This is a genomic window from Arhodomonas aquaeolei DSM 8974 (genome assembly GCF_000374645.1).
GTDB classification, from domain to species: Bacteria; Pseudomonadota; Gammaproteobacteria; order Nitrococcales; family Nitrococcaceae; genus Arhodomonas; species Arhodomonas aquaeolei.
The window spans coordinates 66022-86567 of record NZ_KB894813.1; the positions used below are offsets into that span (position 1 = coordinate 66022).

General features: G+C 70.1%; 17 protein-coding genes. 5 read left to right on the forward strand and 12 right to left on the reverse strand.

Annotation, left to right across the window (positions count from 1 at the left end; translation table 11 throughout):
• Window positions 1-125 precede the first annotated feature (125 nt).
• The gene (locus C516_RS19585; protein ID WP_018718958.1) at window positions 126-551 is read left to right on the forward strand and encodes an acyl-CoA thioesterase; all 426 of its coding nucleotides are present in this window, start codon (window positions 126-128) and stop codon (window positions 549-551) included.
• 24 nt (window positions 552-575) lie between these two features.
• Here the strand turns inward: C516_RS19585 and C516_RS0113600 are convergent, their stop codons facing one another.
• Entirely contained in the window at window positions 576-2744 is a 2169-nt protein-coding gene (locus C516_RS0113600; RefSeq protein WP_018718959.1) for a malate synthase G, read from the reverse strand.
• Window positions 2745-3027: 283 nt separating this feature from the next.
• On the opposite strand from C516_RS0113600, the gene sthA reads away from it, so the two are divergent.
• The 3 genes from sthA to C516_RS0113615 are packed head-to-tail and all read left to right on the forward strand — an operon-like array spanning window position 3028 to window position 5526.
• Complete coding sequence (gene sthA / locus C516_RS0113605) at window positions 3028-4425, forward strand: Si-specific NAD(P)(+) transhydrogenase (protein WP_018718960.1); 1398 nt, start codon at window positions 3028-3030, stop codon at window positions 4423-4425.
• A gap of 4 nt (window positions 4426-4429) precedes the next feature.
• The gene (locus tag C516_RS0113610; protein WP_018718961.1) at window positions 4430-5092 is read left to right on the forward strand and encodes a DsbA family oxidoreductase; all 663 of its coding nucleotides are present in this window, start codon (window positions 4430-4432) and stop codon (window positions 5090-5092) included.
• Complete coding sequence (locus tag C516_RS0113615; protein WP_018718962.1) at window positions 5092-5526, forward strand: acyl-CoA thioesterase; 435 nt, start codon at window positions 5092-5094, stop codon at window positions 5524-5526. The genes C516_RS0113610 and C516_RS0113615 overlap by 1 nt, the downstream gene beginning before the upstream one ends.
• Before the next feature lie 23 nt (window positions 5527-5549).
• Here the strand turns inward: C516_RS0113615 and C516_RS0113620 are convergent, their stop codons facing one another.
• From C516_RS0113620 to C516_RS21090, 6 genes are all read right to left on the reverse strand, one after another.
• Window positions 5550-6131, reverse strand: coding sequence for a chalcone isomerase family protein (locus C516_RS0113620; RefSeq protein ID WP_018718963.1), 582 nt, complete (start codon window positions 6129-6131; stop codon window positions 5550-5552).
• Complete coding sequence (locus C516_RS0113625; protein WP_040409566.1) at window positions 6125-7321, reverse strand: acetyl-CoA C-acyltransferase; 1197 nt, start codon at window positions 7319-7321, stop codon at window positions 6125-6127. Before C516_RS0113625 ends, C516_RS0113620 begins: the two co-directional genes overlap by 7 nt.
• A gap of 59 nt (window positions 7322-7380) precedes the next feature.
• On the reverse strand, window positions 7381-9747 hold the full coding sequence (locus tag C516_RS0113630; protein ID WP_018718965.1) for a 3-hydroxyacyl-CoA dehydrogenase/enoyl-CoA hydratase family protein: 2367 nt from the start codon (window positions 9745-9747) through the stop codon (window positions 7381-7383).
• A 25-nt stretch (window positions 9748-9772) separates the two neighbouring features.
• Window positions 9773-12232, reverse strand: a complete 2460-nt coding sequence (locus C516_RS0113635; RefSeq protein ID WP_018718966.1) for an acyl-CoA dehydrogenase — start codon at window positions 12230-12232, stop codon at window positions 9773-9775.
• Window positions 12233-12298: 66 nt separating this feature from the next.
• Window positions 12299-12889, reverse strand: a complete 591-nt coding sequence (locus tag C516_RS0113640; protein ID WP_018718967.1) for a TetR/AcrR family transcriptional regulator — start codon at window positions 12887-12889, stop codon at window positions 12299-12301.
• A gap of 289 nt (window positions 12890-13178) precedes the next feature.
• The gene (locus tag C516_RS21090) at window positions 13179-13442 is read right to left on the reverse strand and encodes a hypothetical protein (RefSeq protein ID WP_018718968.1); all 264 of its coding nucleotides are present in this window, start codon (window positions 13440-13442) and stop codon (window positions 13179-13181) included.
• Window positions 13443-13589: 147 nt separating this feature from the next.
• Between C516_RS21090 and ppk1 the strand changes: the two genes are divergently transcribed.
• Window positions 13590-15668, forward strand: coding sequence for a polyphosphate kinase 1 (ppk1, locus tag C516_RS0113650; protein ID WP_018718969.1), 2079 nt, complete (start codon window positions 13590-13592; stop codon window positions 15666-15668).
• A gap of 90 nt (window positions 15669-15758) precedes the next feature.
• On the opposite strand, the gene ppx is transcribed toward ppk1, so the two are convergent.
• The 5 genes from ppx to orn form a co-directional block, all read right to left on the reverse strand.
• Entirely contained in the window at window positions 15759-17264 is a 1506-nt protein-coding gene (gene ppx / locus C516_RS0113655) for an exopolyphosphatase (RefSeq protein WP_018718970.1), read from the reverse strand.
• Window positions 17264-17770, reverse strand: a complete 507-nt coding sequence (locus tag C516_RS0113660) for a SixA phosphatase family protein (protein WP_018718971.1) — start codon at window positions 17768-17770, stop codon at window positions 17264-17266. The genes ppx and C516_RS0113660 overlap by 1 nt, the downstream gene beginning before the upstream one ends.
• A gap of 11 nt (window positions 17771-17781) precedes the next feature.
• The gene (locus tag C516_RS0113665; protein WP_018718972.1) at window positions 17782-18957 is read right to left on the reverse strand and encodes a vWA domain-containing protein; all 1176 of its coding nucleotides are present in this window, start codon (window positions 18955-18957) and stop codon (window positions 17782-17784) included.
• A 14-nt stretch (window positions 18958-18971) separates the two neighbouring features.
• The gene (locus C516_RS0113670; protein WP_018718973.1) at window positions 18972-19820 is read right to left on the reverse strand and encodes an AAA family ATPase; all 849 of its coding nucleotides are present in this window, start codon (window positions 19818-19820) and stop codon (window positions 18972-18974) included.
• Window positions 19821-19897: 77 nt separating this feature from the next.
• Entirely contained in the window at window positions 19898-20464 is a 567-nt protein-coding gene (orn, locus tag C516_RS0113675; protein ID WP_018718974.1) for an oligoribonuclease, read from the reverse strand.
• Window positions 20465-20546: the final 82 nt, after the last annotated feature.

The following is a 20546-nucleotide window of genomic DNA, read 5'->3' on the forward strand; positions in this document are numbered from 1 at the left end:
AGTGGATACGGGCGGCACCCCGGATTGTCCCCCGGCATTGCCGACCGCGCCCGTGCCAATATGTCCACCACGTCGTGAAAATGCAATCCACGGCCGCAACGGCCAACCGCAATCAAGGAGACGAGATGCCCGATACCCGACGACCCGGCCCGCCTGCACGCGAGCCGCAGATCCGCACCATCGCCATGCCCGCCGACACCAACCCCTCCGGGGACATATTCGGCGGCTGGCTGATGTCGCAGATGGACCTGGCTGCCTCCAGCGTGGCGACCCGCGCCGCGCGCGGCCGTGTCGCCACCGCGGCGGTGGATGCCATGAGCCTGATCGCCCCCGTGCACGTGGGTGACGAGGTCAGCCTCTACGCGGAGCTGCTGCGCACCGGGCGCACCTCGCTGACCATCGCCGTGGAGGCGTGGCGACGGGACCGTTTCTCCGAATCGGCGACGCAGGTGACCGAGGCCACCTTCACCTTCGTTGCCATCGACGAGGATCGCCGCCCCCGGCCGCTGCCGCAGCCGGTGGGCGACGGCCTGCCGCCGGCACCGGAGTGATCCGGACCGGCGGCAGGCCGGGGCTCAGCCGCGGGCCTTGCGCTCGCGGCGGCGGGCGTGGAGTACCGGCTCGGTGTAGCCGTTGGGCTGCTCGCGACCCTTGAACACCAGGTCGCAGGCGGCCTTGAACGCCACCCCGTCATAGCCCGGCGCCATGGGCTCGTAGTTGGGATCGCCCGCGTTCTGGCGGTCCACCACCTCGGCCATGCGCTTCATGGTGGCCATCACCTGCTCCTCGGTGACGACGCCGTGGTAGAGCCAGTTCGCCATGTGCTGGCTGGAGATGCGCAGGGTCGCCCGGTCCTCCATGAGGGCAACGTCATGGATGTTCGGGACCTTCGAGCAGCCGATGCCCTGATCGATCCAGCGGACCACGTAACCGAGCACGCCCTGGGCGTTGTTGTCGAGCTCCTGCTGGATCTCCTCCGCGCTCCAGTCCGCGTTCTCCGCCACCGGGATGGTGAGCAGGTCGTCCAGCCCGGCCCGGCGCTGGCCGGCGAGCTCGCCCTGGCGGGCCATCACGTCCACCTGGTGGTAATGGATGGCGTGCAGGGTCGCGGCCGTGGGCGACGGCACCCAGGCACAGTTGGCGCCGGCGCGGGGATGGCCGATCTTCGCCTCCATCATGTCCGCCATCAGGTCCGGCATCGCCCACATGCCCTTGCCGATCTGGGCGTGGCCGCGCAGGCCGCAGGCGAGACCCACGTCCACGTTCCAGTCCTCATAGGCATTGAGCCAGCGCGAGGACTTCATCTCGCCCTTGCGGATCATCGGACCGGCTTCCATGTCCGTGTGGATCTCGTCGCCGGTGCGGTCGAGGAAACCGGTGTTGATGAAGATGAGGCGCTCGCGGGCCTCGCGGATGCAGGCCTTGAGGTTGAGCGTGGTGCGCCGCTCCTCGTCCATGACGCCGATCTTGAGGGTGTTGCGCGCCAGCCCCAGCGCATCCTCGACGCGGTTGAACAGCTCGCAGGCGAAGGCGACCTCTTCCGGGCCGTGCATCTTGGGCTTGACGATGTAGACGCTGCCGGCGCGGGAGTTGCGCACCGAGCCGTTGCCCTTGAGGTCGTGCACCGCGATCAGGGCGGTGAACAGGGCATCCAGCATGCCCTCGGGGATCTCCTCGCCACTGGCGTCGAGCACCGCGGGCGTGGTCATGAGGTGGCCGACGTTGCGCACCAGCATCAGGCTGCGCCCCTGCAGGGTTAGCTCGCCGCCGTCCGGCCGCTGGTAGCGGCGGTCCGGGTTGAGCCGGCGCGTGACCTGGCGGCCGCCCTTGTCGAAGACGTGCTCGAGCGTGCCCTTCATCAGGCCCAGCCAGTTACGGTAGACGTTGGTCTTGTCCTCGCCGTCCACCGCGGCGACGGAGTCCTCGCAGTCCTGGATGGTGCTGACCGCCGCCTCCATGAGCACGTCCTTGACGCCGGCGGGATGGTCGCGGCCGACGGGGTGCTCGGGGTCGATCTGGATCTCGGCGTGCAGGCCGTTGTTGGCCAGCAGGACGCCGGCCAGGGGCTGGCCGCCGGTATAGCCGGCGAACTGGGCCGGATCCCGCAGGCCCGTCTCGCTGCCATCGCCGAGGGTGACGACGAGCTCGGCGCCGTCCGGGCTCAGGCCGAAGCCGGCGACGTCTGCGTGGCTGCCACGCGCGAGCGGCGCGATCTCGTCGAGATAGGCCGAAGCGTGGCTCATCACCTTCCTGCCACGCACCGGGTTGTAGCTGCTCCCCTTCTCGGCGCCATCGTCCTCGGGGATGATATCGCTGCCGTAGAGCGCGTCGTAGAGGCTGCCCCAGCGGGCGTTCGCGGCGTTGAGGGCGTAGCGCGGGTTGCTCACCGGGACCACGAGCTGCGGGCCGGCGACCTCGGCGATCTCCGGGTCGACGTTTTCCGTGCTGACCTGGAAGTCCCCGCCCTCGGGCAGGAGGTAGCCGATCTCCTCGAGGAAGGCCCGGTACGCCGCGGCGTCGAAGGCGCCGTTGTGCTCCCGGTGCCAGGCGTCGATCCGCGCCTGGATCTCGTCGCGGCGGGCAAGCAGCTCCCGGTTGCGCGGCCCCAGGTCGGCGACGATGTCCGCCAGGGCCCGCCAGACCGACGCGGCGTCGACCCCGGTGCCCGGCACGATCTCGTTTTCCAGCAGCTCGTGGAGGGGGCGGGCGACCTTCAGGCCCGCCGCTTCGATACGTTCGCTCATCGACTGTCTCTCCCGTGATAGTCAGGGCGTTGTGACGGGGGACGGCACAAGCCCACGACCGACCCCGTCGCTGCCCTCAGTCTACCGCCGCTGACGGGCACCGGCAATTTTATGGAAAGCGTTTCCACGATAGCTCCGACGCGCGGTCGGCGGAGCGGCGGCCGCGGCCGGCCGTTTCGACCCGGACGGCCCGCCCGGCTATAATGCCCGCTTCGGCCCGGCCGCCGAGCCATGGACGGCCCGGGCCCGATGCGCCATGCACTCGATCAGCGGGACGGTCCATATGAGCGGCAAGCACTTCCATACCATCGTCATCGGCAGCGGCCCCGGCGGCGAGGGCGCGGCGATGAAACTCGCCAAGGCGGACAAGCGCGTGGCGGTGGTCGAGCGCCACAGCGAGGTCGGCGGCGGCTGCACCCACTGGGGCACCATCCCCTCCAAGGCGCTGCGCCACAACGTCCGCCGGATGATGGAGTTCAACAACAGCCCGCTCTTCCGCGAGGTCAGCGAGCCGCGACACTTCTCCTTCCCCACGGTGATGCGCACCGCCGAGCGGGTCATCGACCAGCAGGTGGGGCTGCGCACGAGCTTCTACAGCCGTAACGAGGTGCCGGTGTTCCGCGGCACGGCGCGTTTCGCCGACGAGCACACCCTGGAGGTCGAGGGCGCCAACAACCGGATCACACGCCTCACCGCCGATCACTTCATCCTCGCCACCGGCTCGCGCCCGTACAATCCGGCGGACGTGGACTTCACCCACCCGCGGGTATTCGACAGCGATCAGATCCTCTCCCTGGACCATACGCCGCATACCATCACCATCTACGGTGCCGGCGTGGTGGGCAGCGAGTACGCCTCGATCTTCCGCGGTCTCGGCGTGAAGGTGGATCTCATCAACACCCGCGAGCGCATGCTCGCCTTCCTCGACGACGAGATCTCCGACGCCCTCTCCTACCACCTCCGCGAGCTCGGCGTGCTCATCCGTCACCGCGAGGAGTATGCCCGGGTCGTCCCGGGGGACGATCACGTCATCCTGGAGACCCAGTCGGGCAAGCGCATCAAGAGCGACATCCTGCTCTGGGCGAACGGGCGCACGGGTAACACCGATCGCATGGGCCTGGAGGCCCTCGGGGTCCAGCCCAACGGCCGTGGCCAGGTGGAGGTCAACGAGGATTTCCAGACCGAGCAGCCGCATATCTATGCCGTCGGCGACGTGATCGGCTACCCGAGCCTCGCCAGCGCCGCCTACGACCAGGGCCGCTACGTCGCCCATCACATCATCTTCGGCGAGTGCGATTACCGCCTCGCCCAGGACACCCCCACCGGGATCTACACCATCCCGGAGATCAGCTCCGTGGGCCGCAGCGAGCGCGAGCTCACCGAGGCGAAGATCCCCTACGAGGTCGGTCACGCCTTCTTCAAGGACCTCGCCCGGGCGCAGATCTCCGGACAGACGGTCGGCATGCTCAAGATCCTCTTCCACGTGGAGACACTGGAGATCCTCGGCATCCACTGCTTCGGCGACCAGGCCTCCGAGATCGTGCACATCGGCCAGGCGATCATGGCCCAGCCCGGCGAGGCGAACACGCTGATGTATTTCATCAACACCACGTTCAACTACCCGACGATGGCCGAGGCGTACCGCGTGGCGGCGCTCAACGGCATCAACCGGGTGCCCTGAAACCGTGGCGGCGACTAACGGCAGCGCTACCGGCGGCGAGGATCACCGCATCCCGGTGGTCTTCTATTTCGACTACATCTGCCCGTTCTGCTACGTGGGCGCCCATCGCCTGCAGCGGATCACGCAGCGCTACCCGGTGGCGGTGGAGTACCGCTTCGTCGAGATCCACCCGGACAGCCCCGCCGGCGGGCGGCCGGTCTCCGAGCTCGGCTATCCACCGGAACAGTGGCGGCGGATGAACGAGGCGCTCACGGCAATGCTCGAGGCGGACGGCCTGCCCATGGCCGAGCGTACCTTCACCACCAACTCCCGCCAGGCCCTGCTGCTGGCACGCACAGTGCTTCAACGCCGGCCCGGGCGTTTTCTGGCACTGCACAACGCCCTCTTCCACGCCTACTTCGTCGACGGCCGCAACATCGGCGAGACGGCCGTGCTCGAATCGATAGCGGCGGATCATGACGTCGGCGACTGCCTGATGCCGGTGGACGACCGCCAGGCCCTTGCGGGCCTGCTGGAGGACGTGGAGGCGGCCCGCAGCACCGGACTCACCGGCGTGCCCACCCTGATCGTCGGCGACCGGGCCTTCCCCGGCGCCGTGTCCATGGACACACTGGCCGCGGCCATGGAAGAACACACCCGCGGCGGGGCCCCGGGGGAGACCCACTGATGGCCCGCCTCAAGCTGCCGCTGCCGGAACGCTTCGCCTTCTGCCACGAGCTGGACGTACGTGTCACGGACCTGAACTTCGGCGGCCACATGGGCAACGAAATGGTCCTGGTCTACGCCCAGGAGGCCCGCGCGGCGCTGCTGCGCCATCACGGCTACTCCGAGAGCGACATCGAAGGGCTGGGGATCATCGTCGCCGACGCCGTGGTCGTCTTCCGTGCCGAGGCCTTCGCCAACGACCCGCTGCGCATCCACGTCGCGCTGGATGACTTCAACCGCTACGGCTGCGATATCCTCTACCGCCTGGAGCACGCCGGGGACGGCCATGAGATCGCGCGGGCGAAGACGGGGATCGTGTTCTTCGACTACAGCGAGCGGCGCATCGCCCGCGCGCCGCAGGCGTTCGTCGAGCGCTTCGCCCCCGCCGGGGAGTGAGCCGGTCGGGCAGCGCGGCGGGATCAGCCGCCGAGCATGCCCGATTTGACGTCCTCGTCCGCCGGGTGGGCACCGACGAAGATCGCCAGCCATGCCCGCGCGAGGGCACGGCCCGGTACGGTCCCGGTGACCTTGCCGTTGTACACCACCCGCGTGCCCTGCCCCGGCAGGTAATCGATGGCGATCTCATCCCCGGCCTCGGCGTCGCCGAACAGCTCGTTGAACGCCTCGATCCGCTCCGCCAGGGCCTTGCGGCGGTCCTCTGAGAGGTTGTCCTCGAAACCGTCGTTCCAGGCCTCCACCAGCTTCTCCCGGGAGACGTGATCGTAGACCAGGTGCAACACCACCCGCCGGGGACCGTCCAGCGAGAGCACGTCGTCCGCCCTGCCGGTGGTCTCGGGCAGGTAGAGCCCGCCGACATAGATGTCGAAGAAGAACTTCTCGCGCAGGCCGAGGCCATTGAGGGAGAGGCTCTCCCCGTCCACCTCCATGCGCTCCGGCATGTGCACGCCGGCGAGTTCCGCGGCCGTCGCCGGCCCCGCCAGCAGAACGCCCGCGAGCACCAGTGCCGCGGCACGGCACCCTCTGATCGTGGTAGTCAGCATCGCTCGAACACCCCCGCTGCGCCCATGCCGGTGCCCACGCACATGGTGACCATGCCGTAGCGCAATCCCTGCCGGCGCAGCCCGTGCAGCAGGGTGGCGGTTCGGACGGCACCGGTGGCACCCAGGGGGTGCCCCAGGGCAATGGCGCCGCCCAGCGGATTGACCCGGGCCGGATCCAGCTCCAGCTCGCGCATCACCGCCAGGCTCTGCGCGGCGAACGCCTCGTTGAGCTCGATCCAGCCGAGATCGTCCCGGCCGATGCCCGCGGCGCGCAGGGCCGCCGGGATCGCCTCGACCGGACCGATGCCCATGATCTCCGGGGGCACACCCACCACGCGGTAGCCCGCGAAACGGGCCATCGGGGTAATGCCCAGCTCGCGTACCCGGCGGCCGCTCATCACCACCACCGCCCCGGCACCGTCACTGGTCTGGGAGCTGTTGCCCGCGGTCACCGAGCCCCGCGCGGCGAACACCGGGCGCAGCTTCGCGAGCCGGGCCGCGTCGGTGTCACGCCGCGGGCCTTCGTCCGTCGCCACCGCGCGCTCGCTGATGCGCACGCTCGCCCCTTCCGCCGCCGGGGCGTAGCTGCGCGCGGTCACCGGCAGGATCTCGTCGGCGAAGGCGCCGCCGTCGATGGCCGTGACCGCCCTGCGATGACTCTCAAGTGCGAAGGCGTCCTGGTCCTCCCGGCTGACGCCGTAGCGCTCCGCGACCCGTTCAGCGGTCAGGCCCATCCCGTACGCGATGCCCACGTCCTCGTCGCGTTCGAAGATCGTCGGGTTCAGCGACGGCCGGTGACCCATCCAGGGGATGGCGCTCATGCTCTCCGTGCCGGCGGCGAGAATGCAGTCCGCCTCGCCGCTGCGGATGCGCCCGGCGGCCTGGGCGATGCTCTCGAGCCCGGAGGCACAGAAGCGGTTGACCGTCACCCCGGGCACGCTCTTCGGCAGCCCCGCGAGCAGCGCGGCGATCCGCGCGACGTTGAGTCCCTGGCTCCCTTCGGGCATGGCGCAGCCGGCGATGACGTCCTCGATGCCCTCCGGCGCCAGCTCCGGCACCGCATCCACGGCCCCGCGGAGCACATGGGCCAGGAGGTCGTCCGGGCGCGTGCCGCTGAGCGCGCCCCGGGGCGCCCGCCCCACCGGGGTGCGCACCGCGGCGACGATATAGGCGTCCTGCATTTCACTCATTGACGGTTCCCCTCCCCGTGCCGCCGTCGCCGGCGACGTCCAGGCGGTTGTCGGTTCGTTCAGTTGCGCAGCGGCTTGCCGGTGCGGAGCATGTGCGCGATCCGCGCCTGGGTGGCCTCGCTCCTGAGCAGCGTCATGAAGCCGTCCACCTCCAGCTCCAGCAGCCACGAGTCGTCGACGCTCGAGCCGGTGTCCACCTCGCCGCCGGTGAGCGCCCGTGCTGCGAGGTGCGCGACCCGGGCGTCGTGTCCGGAGATGAAGCCGCCGTCACGGAGGTTCACGATCATGGCCTCCAGCGTCGCCAACCCGTCGCGCCCGGCGACCCGAACCGGCGGCACCAACGGCGGGCGGTAGGCGCCGGCAGCGAGTGCCCGGGCGTGCTGTATGGCGACATGAAGCACCTCGTCCTCATGAGGCACGACGGTGGTGTGCGCCGGCAGGAACCCGTAGTCCACGGCCTCGACGGCACTCGCCGCCACTTCCGCACGTGCCACGGTCTCGAAGCGCCGCTGGATCGCCGGAAAGGGATCGCCGTCCACCGCCGTGGCCGCCGCGTGGCGCGCCAGCGCCCGGCAGCCTCCCCCCGCGGGGATCAGGCCGACGCCCGCCTCGACCAGTCCGACGTAGCTCTCCAGCGCGGCGACCACGTGGTCACAGTGCATGAGGAACTCGCAGCCGCCCCCGAGGGCCATGCCCCGGGCGCCTGCGACCACCGGTATCGAGGCATCGCGCACCCGGGCGGTGGCCTGCTGGAAGCGCCGGACCATCCGCTCCAGGGTGTCGAAGTCGCCGGCCTCCAGCGCCCCGCTCACCTCCTTGAGGTTGGCGCCAACGGAGAACGGGGCCGAGGGCTGCCACAGCACGAGGGCGTCGTAACGTCCCTCCGCGGCCTCGACGGCCTCCATCACGCCGTCGAGCACGTCCCGGCCCACCGCGTGCTTCGGGCCGCGGAAGCTGAGCACGCCGACGTCACCCTCGAGATGCCACAGCCGCACCCCCGGATGATCCAGCACGGTCTCGCCCCGGGGCGGATGCGGCCCGCCCAGCAGCGCCGGCGGGAAATACTGGCGGCGGTAGACCGCCAGGCCGGAGGGCGGACGGTAATCGCCGGCCCCGGGCGACCAGGCCCCGGCCGGCGTGTGTGCGGCCTCGATGGCGAACACCCAGTCCGGCAGGGGGACGTCCGCCAGGGTCCGGCCCGCCTCGCGGTCGGCGTCGATGGCCTCCGCCGTCTCCTGCCAGCCGGCGGCCTGCCAGGTCTCGAACGGCCCCTGCTGCCAGGCGAACCCCCAGCGGATGGCGAGGTCCACATCGCGGGCATTGTCGGCGATGGTGCCCAGCAGGTGGGCGGCGTAATGGAAGGTGTCGCGGTGGATCGCCCACAGGAACTCGGCCTGGGGGTGTTCCGAGGCGCGCAGCGCACGCAGCCGCGCGGCCGGGTCGCTCTCGGCGAGGATCTCGCTCACCGCCGGGTCGATCTCCCCCGGGGCCGTGCGATAGTCACCCTGCACCGGATCCACGACCTCGATGCCCTCGCGGCCCTTGCGGTAGACGCCCGCGCCGGCCTTGCGCCCGAGGGCCCCCGCCTCGATGAGCCGTACCATCCAGTCGGGCAGGCGGAGGTAATCCACCCACGGGTCATCCTGCAGCCGTGGCACATTGCCCTCGACCACGTGCCGCAGGGTGTCCAGGCCCACGAGGTCGGCGGTGCGGAAGGTCGCGCTCCTGGGCCGGCCGATCGCCGGACCGGTCAGCGCGTCCACCACGTCCGGCGCTAACCCCAGGCGCTCGGCATGGGCCATGGCCGCGACCACCGCAAACACGCCGATCCGGTTGCCGACGAAGTTCGGGGTGTCACGCCCGCGGATCACGCCCTTGCCGAGGGCCGTGGTCAGGAATGCCTCCAGGCCGTCCACCACCGCCGGCTCGGTCCGTGCCGTGGGGATGAGCTCCACGAGGTGCATGTAGCGCGGCGGATTGAAGAAATGGATGCCGCAGAAACGCCCGTGCAGCGCCTCCGGCAGGGCCTCGGCCAGCGCCTCCACGGACAGTCCCGAGGTGTTGCTGCCGACCACCGCCCCCGCCGGCAGGTGCGGGGCAACGCGGCGGAACAGGTCCAGCTTGACGTCCAGCCGCTCTGCCACCGCCTCGATGACGAGGTCGCAGTCCGCGAGCGCGGCCAGGTCGTCCTCGTAGTTCGCGGGCCGGATGCGCTCGGCGTACGCCGGACTCGCCAGCGGGGCCGGCTGCAGGTTCCCGAGCCGGCGGATGGCCTCGCGCGCCCCGGAGCGCCGGTCGTCGCCATCGCCGGCGAGCTCGAAGAGCACCGTCGGGATGCCGGCGTTGGCCAGGTGGGCCGCGATCTGCGCGCCCATGACCCCGGCGCCGAGCACCGCCGCCCGCCGCACCGAAATCGCCTCGCTCATCTGTTCTCTCCTCTGCTCGTTTCGGTCAGGCCACGTCCCGGCCGTGTCCGGCACGCGCCTCCAGCACGCTGCGCGGCGTCAGCGCCTCCGCCGGGAACGCGTCGGTGCGCACGGTATCGGCGCGGGCACGCTCGTAGTCGCTCACCAGCGCCGCCGTATCCGTATCCAGCACGCCCGCCTCCACGGCGTTGGCGATCTGCTCGTCGAAGGTGTGCCCGCCCACCTCACCGCGGGCGACCGCCTTGCGGAAGCGCACGTAGTGCGGCTCCGCCTCCTGCAGCAGCCCGAAGGTGTGTTCCACGCGGCCGACGGCGTCGTTCGGACCGCCGATATAGACCAGGTTGGTGATCCGGTCGCGAACCCCGCCGGGCGCCATCATGCGCTCGGCCACGGCCCGCCCGAGGGCGTCCGCGGGGGCGCGGTACGGCCGCCCGAGCGGGAACACCACCCAGCGCAGGACCCGCGCGATGCCCCGGTTCGGGAAGTTGGCCAGGAACTCGTCGAACGCCCGGGTCATCTCCGCGAGGGCGTGGTCCACCGCCCAGCACACGTGGTCCAGCTCGTCCGGATCGCTGCCGCCGTCACGGTGGAACTTGAGCACGGCGGAGGCGAGGTAGAGCTGGCTCAGCACGTCGCCGAGGCGCGCGGACAGGCTCTCGCGGCGCTTGAGCTCGCCGCCGAGCACGCCCATCGCGACATCCGAGACGAATGCCAGCGCCGAGCTCATCCGGGTGAGCGCGCGGTAGCGGCCGGCGAGCGGCCCGCCCTCCGGCGCCCGCGCCAGGCGTGCCCCGGTAAGCCCGAGCAGCAGCGCGCGCGTGCCGCGGCTCAGGGAATAGCCGATGTGCCCAAACAGCGCCCGGTCAAAGGACGTCAGGTCGTCGTTCTGGGCGGCGGTCATCTCCTCGAGGACATAAGGATGGCAGCGGATCGCACCCTGGCCGAAGATCATCATGCTTCGGGTGAGGATGTTCGCGCCCTCGACGGTGATCGCCACCGGTGTCGCCTGGTAGGCATAGCCGAGGTAGTTGCGCGGCCCGTAGATGATGCCGCGGCCGCCGTGGATATCCATCGCGTCGTCGATGATCCGGCGCATCCACTCGGTCATGTGGTACTTGGCGATGGCGGAGACCACCGACGGCTTGACCCCCATATCGCCAGCGCTGGCGGTGAGCCGCCGCGCCGCCTCCAGGGTGTAGGTGCCGCCGCCGATACGCGCCATGGCCTCCTGCACGCCCTCGAACTGGCCCACGGAGAGGTTGAACTGGCGGCGGATGCGCGCGTACGCGCCGGTGGTGCGGTACGCCATCTGGCTGGCGGAGGCGCCCAGCGCCGGCAGCGAGATCGCCCTTCCCACCGACAGGCACTCCACGAGCATTCGCCAACCGGCGCCGGCCATTTCGCGGCCGCCGATGATCCACTCCAGCGGGATGAACACGTCCTCGCCCTCGACCGGACCGTTCATGAACGCGAGCCCCATGGGGAAATGACGGTCGCCGATACGCACACCGGGGTGACCGGCCGGCACGAGCGCACAGGTGATGCCCACGTCCTCCTCGTCGCCGACGAGGTGCTCCGGGTCGTAAAGGCGGAAGGCCAGCCCCACGACCGTGGCCACCGGGGCGAGCGTGATATAGCGCTTACTGAAGCTCACGCGCACGCCGAGGACCTCCTCGCCCTCGTGCTCGCCGCGGCAGACGATGCCGTAGTCCGGCATGCCGCCCGCGTCGGAGCCGACGTCCGGGCCCGTGAGCGCGAAGCACGGGATCTCCCGGCCATCCGCGAGCCGCGGCAGCCAGTACGACTTCTGGTCGTCGGTGCCGTACTTCATCAGCAGCTCACCGGGCCCCAGGGAGTTGGGGACCATGACGGTCACCGCCGCCGAGAGGCTGCGGCTGGCAATGCGGGAGACGATGGTGGACTGCGCCAGCGAGGAGAACGCGAGGCCGCCGTAGGCCTCGGGGATGATCATCCCGAAGAAGCCCTCGTCGCGGATATAGCGCCAGGCGGCCTCGGGGAGATCGTGCTCGCGACGGACGATGTCGTCCTCGTCGAGCATGCCGCACAGCGTCGCCACGGGGCCGTCCAGGAAGGCCTGCTCCGCGTCGGTCAGCGAGGTCACCTGCATACCGTGGAGGCGCCGCCAGTCCGGGTTGCCGCGGAAGAGATCCGTTTCCCACCAGGTGTCACCCGCCTCCAGGGCCTCCTGCTCGGTCCGGCTCATGCCGGGCAACACCCGCTGAAAGACGGGGAAAAGGTGGCGCGTGATCACGCGCCGGCGCAGAGAGGGGCTGTTGAGCACCACCGCCGGCACCGCACCGAGCACGGCGAGCACGATGGCGGCGATAACGCCGATCCCGCCGGTGATCCAAAGGCCGGCCAGGTAGAGCGCCGCCACGGCGGTCGCGCCACGCAGGCCAATACCGCGATAGCAGACGACGAGGATGGCCGCGACCGCGGCCAGGATGGCGATCAGGGCGTACATGAGACACTCCTCCCGGCCCCGGCGGGGCCCGCATTCCTTGTTCGGACGCGCGCGGGCGCAGCCGGCTCAGCGCCGGACCAGCGCGCGCTCGTAGCCGGGGATCAGCGCCTCCCCGACCAGATGCATGTACTCATGGAAGCGCTCGCCCTCCGGGATGGCCTCGGGGGCATCCCGGCGCAGCTGAAGCATGCCGAGGAACATCGAATACGCCATCGCCGCGCGCGCGGCCGCCGTCTCGGCGTCCGCACCCATCGCGGCATAGCACTCGCGCAGGAAGGCGAGCCGGTGCGCCATCACCCGGCGGACCACCTCGGTGATCAGCGGGCTGTCGGTGGCGTTGGCCAGCGCAAGATAGAGCCGGCCCGCCCGGCGGCTGCCGTCCGCCTCGCGGAACAGCCGTGCCAGGCGCTTGCGCGGATCGGTCTCTTCGGCGGCGCGGGCGAGGACCTCATCGGTCTCGCGGCGCTCCCACAGGGCCAAGGCTGCCTGGAGCAACATCCGGCGGCTCGCGAAATGCCAGTAGAAGCTGCCCTTGGTCACGCCCAGGCGCCGTGCCAGCGGCTCCACGGCCACTGCACGCACACCGTCCTCGGCCAGCGCGTCGAGCGCGGCCTCGGCCCAGTCGTCTGCGGTCAGTGTCTGCCTGATCGTGCTCATAAGGCGAACCCTAGTCCATACGCTGCCGTATGGCAAGCATCGGCGAGATTACTCCATACGCTAGCGTATGGCAACCGCCGCACCCGCTTCCCGCCCGGGAATCACTGTCGGTCAGCACAACCGTAGGGTGCGTTCGGACGGAGGCGTCGCACCCGCCCGACGTAAACAGATCTCATCACCCGGTGCGGACGATTCCGCCGGGGGACTGCAACGGCCCCGGGACGCCGGGCGGCGGCGCCCGGCGTCCCGGGGCAGAGGCTGCGAAAGGAACGCGATATAACGCCGGGGGTTACTCTCCCGCCTCCCGCGGGATGTGCGTACGCCGGCGACGGTTACGGAAGCTCACCTTCACCTCCTTGTTCCCCGTCTGGCGGTAGGCCGGGCCGGCGGGTTCAGGGGACTCCGGCGCGGGCGCCGGGGTCGGCGTGAGGCTGCGCGCAGTGGCGCCTTCTTCGGAGACGGTGTCGTCGCGCCCGGACGGACGGGGACGGCTGCGCCCGACACGGGGCGGCCAGCGCCGGAACCGCTTTTTGTTGCTCTCGTCGTGAGGCATTATCGAGGTCCTTGGGGATGGGTTGTCGAATAAGGGCTGGGGGCGTTTAACACGACTTTCAAGCGCCTCCCCTATCATGGCGCGAGTGGGCGTATACGCCCGCGGCAAACCCAGACACATCAACGACGACGGAGTAGAGTGCCCTCCATGGACACGCCCGATCTCAGGAGCCCCGAGCTGTACTTCAACCGCCAGCTCAGCCTGCTGGAGTTCAACCGCCGGGTCCTTGAGCAGTCCCGCGATACCACCAATCCGCTGCTGGAACGGGTCAAGTTCCTCTGTATCGCCAGCAGCAACCTCGACGAGTTCTTCGAGATCCGGGTCGCGGGCCTGAAACAGGCCATGGAGATGGGCGCCTCCCAGTCCGGCCCGGACAACCGGACCGCGCAGGAGGTGCTGCGCGAGATCGGCGTACGCACCCACGAGATCGTCGCCGAGCAGTACCGCGTGCTCAACGACGAGCTCATCCCCGCCCTCGACAACGCGGGGATCCGCTTCCTGCGCCGCTCGGAGTGGAGCCGCGAGCAGGCGGCCTGGGTGAAGGACTACTTCTACCATTCGCTGCTCCCGATCCTCAGCCCCCTCGGGCTCGATCCGGCACACCCGTTCCCGCAGGTGCTCAACAAGAGCCTGAATTTCATCGTGGCCCTGGACGGCAAGGACGCTTTCGGGCGCAACAGCGGGCTTGCCGTGGTCCAGGCACCGCGGGCACTGCCGCGCATCATCCAGCTCCCGCCGGAGCTCTCCGAGGACGGCGGCTGGGACTTCGTATTCCTCTCCTCGATCATCCACGCCCACGTCAACGACCTGTTCCCCGGGATGGACGCGCGCGGCTGCTACCAGTTCCGGGTGACGCGCAACAGCGACCTGTTCGTCGACGAGGAGGAAGTGGACGACCTGCTCCGGGCAATGGAGGGCGAGCTGCCCTCGCGCCGCTACGGCGACGCCGTGCGCCTGGAGGTGGCGGCCAACTGTCCGGCACACATGTCGGACTACCTGCTCGAGGAGTTCGAGCTGACGCGGGACGACCTCTACCAGGTCAACGGACCGGTGAACCTCAACCGCCTGCTCGCGGTCTACGACCTCATCGACCGTCCGGAGCTCAAGTACGCCTCATTCACCCCGGGGTTGCCGGCCCAGCTCGCCCACGCCAGCGACCTGTTCAAGGTCCTCCGCGACCGCGACGTGCTCCTCCACCACCCCTACGAGTCCTTCGCGCCGGTGGTGGAGTTCATCCGCCAGGCGGCATCGGACCCGGAGGTGCTCGCCATCAAGCAGACCCTCTACCGCACGGGCCCGGACTCGGTGATCGTGGATCACCTGGTCGCCGCCGCCCGCGCGGGCAAGGAGGTGACCGTGGTGGTGGAGCTGCGCGCGCGCTTCGACGAGGAAGCGAACATCAAGCTCGCCAACCGCCTCCAGGAGGCCGGCGCGCACGTCGTCTACGGCGTGGTCGGACACAAGACCCACGCCAAGATGATCCTGGTCGTGCGCCGCGAGGGCGGCCAGCTGCGCCACTACATGCACCTGGGAACCGGCAACTACCACTCGCGCACGGCGCGGCTGTACACGGACTACGGGCTGTTCACCGCCGACCCGGTGATGGGTGAGGACGTCCACCGGGTGTTCCTGCAGCTCACCAGCCTGGGCAAGGTGAGCACGCTTTCGAAGCTGCTGGAGTCGCCGTTCACGCTGCACGAGAGCATGCTCGCCAAGATCGAGCGCGAGGCGGCCCATGCCCGCGCCGGACGGCCGGGCCGGATCATCGTCAAGGTGAATTCACTGGTGGAGTCACGCACCATCCAGGCCCTGTACGCGGCGGCCATGGAGGGCGTGGAGATCGACCTGATCGTGCGCGGGATGTGCTCGCTGCGCCCCGGCGTGCCAGGCGTGTCCACCAACATCCGCGTGCGCTCGGTGATCGGCCGCTTCCTGGAGCACACCCGGGTGTTCTACTTCGCCAACGGTGACGCCCCCGAACTCTACTGCAGCAGCGCCGACTGGATGGAGCGCAACTTCTTCCGCCGGGTGGAGACCTGCTTCCCCATCGTCGACCCGGACCTGCGTCAGCGCATTCTCGAGGAGCTGCAGTGCTACCTCGAGGACAACTACCAGGCCTGGGAGCTGCAGCCCGACGGCCAGTACCACCGCTGCACGCCGGCCGAAGGCGAGGCGCCCTACGCCGCGCAGCTCGAGCTGCTGCGCCGCTACAGCGAGGGCGGCTGAGCGGGCATCGCGGCCACCCTGCCCTGCCATGAGGCGGTTCCGCCTGGACCGGACCGCCGCCGCAGTCCCCGTGGCGGCGGTCCCGGCGGCTCAGCCCCCGACAACCAGCTCCACCCCGGCGGAGGCCAGGTAATCCTGCTCCGCCGCCAGGTCGGCGGCGGCCAGCGGGTAATCGTCCAGCCAGCCCTCAGGGAAGGTCAGGCGCAGACGGTCGGCGCCCTCCGCCGCGAGGCGGACGGCCGGCAGCGCCGCCGCGCCCCGCCCGCGGTGCAGGAGCACCGCCAGGCGCAGGAGCACCGCCAGGCCCCGGGCCCGCCGCGCGCGCTCGCCGTGGAGGTCACGGAAGGCGGACGCCGCGAACTTGCGCCGGTGCACCCTTACCAGGGCGGCGAGCTTGACCTGCTCCTCCCGGGAGAAGCCGGGCATGTCGCTGTAATGCAGGATGTAGGCGCCGTGCTTGTGGTATTGGCTGTGGGAGATGTCCAGGCCGACCTCGTGCAGCCAGGCCGCCCAGGCAAGCATGCGCGCCGCGGCGGCGTCCTCCAGCGCCCATTCGGCCGCCACATCGCACAGCAGCGCCGTGGCGGTACGCTCCACTCGCCGGGCGTGGGCCACGTCCACGTGATAGCGCGCCGCCAGCGCCTCCACTGTCGCCTCGCGCACGTCCTGGTGGCGGATACGCCCGACCAGATCGTAGAGTACGCCCTCGCGCAAGGCACCGTCGGCGGCCTCCATGCCCTCGATCCCCAGGGCCTCGAACACGGCCCCCAGCACCGCGACGCCGCCGGGCAGCACCTGGGCCCGGCGCTGGCTGACACCCTTGAAATCGATATCGTCCAGGCTGCCGGCCTTGCACAGCGCCTTGGTCAGACGCTGCAGGCCGGCGAAGGTCACAGTGCCGTCGGTCCAGCCCTGCTCGCGCAGCGCGCCGGCGATCGCGCGGATGGTGCCGGAGGCACCGACAGCGCGGTCCCAGCCCCGGGCGAGGAAATGCCCCTGCACCGGCTCCAGCTCCATGAGCGCGGCCATCCGCGCCTCCTCCATGGCACGCCGGGTGATCCGCCCGTCCGGGAAGAACCGCTGCGTGAAGCTCACGCAGCCCATGTGCAGGCTCTCCATGTAGCCCGGTACCAGCCGCTCACCCAGTACCAGCTCGGTGCTGCCGCCGCCGATATCCACGACCAGCCGGCGCTCGCCGCCCTCGGCCAGGCTGTGGGCCACGCCGAGATAGATCAGCCGGGCCTCCTCGAAGCCCGAGATCACCTCGATTTCGTGGCCGAGCAGCGCCTCCGCCTCCTCGACGAAGGCCGTCGCCGCCCGGGCGCTACGCAGGGTGTTGGTCCCCACGATCCGTACGGCCTCCGGCGGCAATGGCTGGAGCCGTTGACCAAAACGGGCCAGACAGGCGAGCGCGCGTTCGCGTGCGGCCGTGTCCAGCCCCTTCTCCGCGGTGAGTCCGGCGGCGAGGCGAACGGGTTCACGCAGGCGGTCGAGCACCGTCAGGTGGCCGTCACGCACACGCGCGACCACGAGGTGGAAGCTGTTGGAGCCGAGGTCCACCGCGGCGACCTCGCGCCGCTCGCCGTTATCCGCCATCACGTCTCGCCCAACTGCCGGGCGAGACGCGGCGGCAGCAGCCAGCGCAGCCCACCGCGCCCGGGCGTTGGTACCCCCGGGAAACGCACCAGGGCACTCCCCGCCTTCTTGAGCGGGATCGCCGGCCCCGTCCGGCCCCCGAGTGCCGAGCCCAGCCACTCGCCGAGATCGGGCTCGTGGCCGACGATGGCGACACCGTCCTCGCCCTGGGCAAGCATCTCGTAGACCGCCGCCTCGCCCGCGCCCGGCGCCAGGGCCCGCGTCTCGACCAGGCGTGCCTTAGGGAACACCACCGCGAGGAGCTCCGCAGTCTCCACCGCGCGGCGCAGTGGGCTGTGCAGTATCCGCGCCGGGGGATCGGCGACGCGGGCAAGCCCGGCGGCGACCTCCCGCATCCGGCGGATACCCCGCTCGGTAAGCGCGCGCCGTTCGTCCGTAACGCCGAGCCGTGCCGCCTCGTCGCGGTCCTCGGCGATGGCGTGGCGGAGCACCAGGACTTCTCGCATGGATCACGCCCTCATCGGTTGAGTGCCTGCATCGCGGCCTCGAGGCCGTCCGGGGTGAGCGGATACATCCGCTCGCCGATGACCTCGCGGATCATGGTATTGGACTGGGTCGCATCCCAGAACCGGGACGGCTCCGGGTTCAGCCACACGAGATGCGGGAAGGTATCCACGATCCGCCGCAGCCAGGTCTCGCCGGATTCCTCGTTCCAGTGTTCGACACCAGCCCCGGGGAGCTTTACCTCGTAGGGGCTCATGGCGGCGTCGCCAACGATGATCACGCGGTAGTCGGGATCGAAGGTGTGCAGGATCTCGTGGGTGGGCACCGCGTCCGCGTGCCGACGGGTGGCGTCGCGCCAGAGCGTCTCGTAGGGGCAGTTGTGGAAGTAGTAGTAGGTCAGGTGCTTGAACTCGCTGCGTGCCGCCGAGAACAGTGCCTCGCAGATCGCGACGTGGTCGTCCATGGACCCGCCGATATCGAAGAACACCAGCACCCGCGCGGCGTTGTGGCGTTCGGGCACCATTCGCAGGTCGAGCTGGCCGCCGCGGCGCGCGGTGGCGTGGATAGTGTCGTCCAGGTCCAGCTCCTCGCCGGCGCCCTCGCGGGCGAAACGGCGCAGGCGCCGCAGCGCGAGCTTGAGGTTACGCGACTCCAGGGCCTGGTCGCCGTCCAGGTTGCGGAAGGTGCGCTGGTCCCAGACCTTCACCGCGCGGCGGTGACGGGAGCGGTCCTGGCCGATGCGCACGCCCTCCGGGTTGTAGCCCCAGGCGCCGTAGGGCGAGCGGCCCGCGGTGCCGATCCACTTGTTGCCTCCCTGGTGACGCTCGCTCTGCTCGGCGAGGCGCTCGCGCAGGGTGCGCATGAGCTCGTCCCAGCCCATGCCCTCCAGCTCGGCCTTCTCCGCTTCGCTCAGGCTCAGCTCCGCCTGGCGCCGCAGCCACTCCTCGGGAATGTCGGCGCCCAGCGCCGAGGCGATGTCCTCGACGCCGCTGAACCACGCGGAGAAGACCTGATCGAAGCGGTCGAAACGCGTCTCGTCCTTGACCAGGCACGCCCGTGCCAGGAAGTAGAAGTCCTCGACGCTGCCCGGCGTGACCCGGGCCTGCAGCGCCTCGAGCAGGGTGAGGAACTCGGTGACACTCACCCGCAGCCCCGCCTCGCGCAGCGCCTGCAGGAACGAGATCAGCATGATGCCCCTCCGGCTCAGCCCTGCCGGCGACGGCGGGCCATGAACATCAGCCGCTCGAACAGCTGGGTGTCCTGCTCGTTCTTCAGCAGCGCCCCGTACAGCGGCGGCAGGGTCTTCTCCTGGTTGCTCTCGCGCAGCACCGAGGCATCCACGTCCTCGGCCATCAGCAGCTTGAGCCAGTCCAGCAGCTCCGAGGTCGAGGGCCGCTTCTTCACGCCGGGCATCTCGCGCAGGCCGAAGAACAGCTCCAGGGCCTCGCGCACCAGGCCGCCCTTGAGGCCCGGGAAGTGCACCTGGACGATGCGCTCCATGGTCTCCCGGTCGGGGAAGCTGATGTAGTGGAAAAAGCACCGGCGCAGGAAGGCGTCCGGCAGCTCCTTCTCGTTGTTGCTGGTGATGATGATCACCGGGCGGTGACGGGCGGTCACCGTCTGCTGCGTCTCGTAGACGTGGAACTCCATGCGGTCGAGCTCACGCAGCAGGTCATTGGGGAACTCGATGTCCGCCTTGTCGATCTCGTCGATGAGCAGCACCGGCGGCCGCTCCGACTCGAAGGCGCGCCAGACCGGGCCCGGGACAATGTAGTTGGCGATGTCGTGGACCCGCTCGTCACCGAGCTGGGAGTCGCGCAGGCGCGAGACCGCGTCGTACTCGTAGAGCCCCTGCTGGGCCTTGGACGTCGACTTGATGTGCCACTCGTAGTACGGCATTCCCAGCGCCGTCGCCACCTCCTCGGCGAGCAGCGTCTTGCCGGTACCCGGCTCGCCCTTGATCAGCAGCGGGCGCTTGAGCGTGGCGGCGGCGTTGACCGCCATGGTGAGGTCGCCGGTGGCGACGTAGCGTTCGGAACCCTCGAAGCGCATCGGTGCGTTCCCCCTCTGGGGCGCCGCGCCCGGCGGGCGCCGGCGCATGGTGACGGTCGGGCGTGCCCGGAGCGGCGTCAGTAGCCGTCCTCGTCCCGGGGCACGCAGAGGAAGTGCTCGCGGTAATAACGCAGCTCGGCGATGGAATCGCGGATGTCATCCATGGCCAGGTGCGAACTGCGCTTGCTGAATCCGTTCAGGATCTCCGGCGTCCACCGCCGCGCGAGCTCCTTGAGTGTGCTCACGTCCAGGTTGCGGTAGTGGAAGTAGGTCTCGAGCTCCGGCATGCAGCGGTGCAGGAAGCGCCGGTCCTGGCAGATGCTGTTGCCGCACATCGGCGAGACGCCGGCGGGCACCCACTGGCGCAGGAACGCCAGGGTCTCCGCCTCCGCTTCGGCCTCGTCCACCGAGCTCTGGCGCACCCGGTCGGTCAGCCCGGAGCTGCCGTGCTGGCGGGTGTTCCACTCGTCCATGGCGTTGAGGACCTCATCGCTCTGGTGGATCGCGAGCACCGGGCCCTCGGCGAGGATGTTCAGGGTCCGGTCGGTGACGATCGTGGCGATCTCGATGATGTGGTCCCGGTCGGTGTCCAGACCGGTCATCTCCAGATCGATCCAGATGAGGTTGTCCGGGGAGTGCGGCATGCCTGATTCCCGTGGTCCGCGCGAATTGTGCCGCATTCTATCAGAGGCTATCCTGCGGTGCCGGCCGCGGGGCGACGGTTGC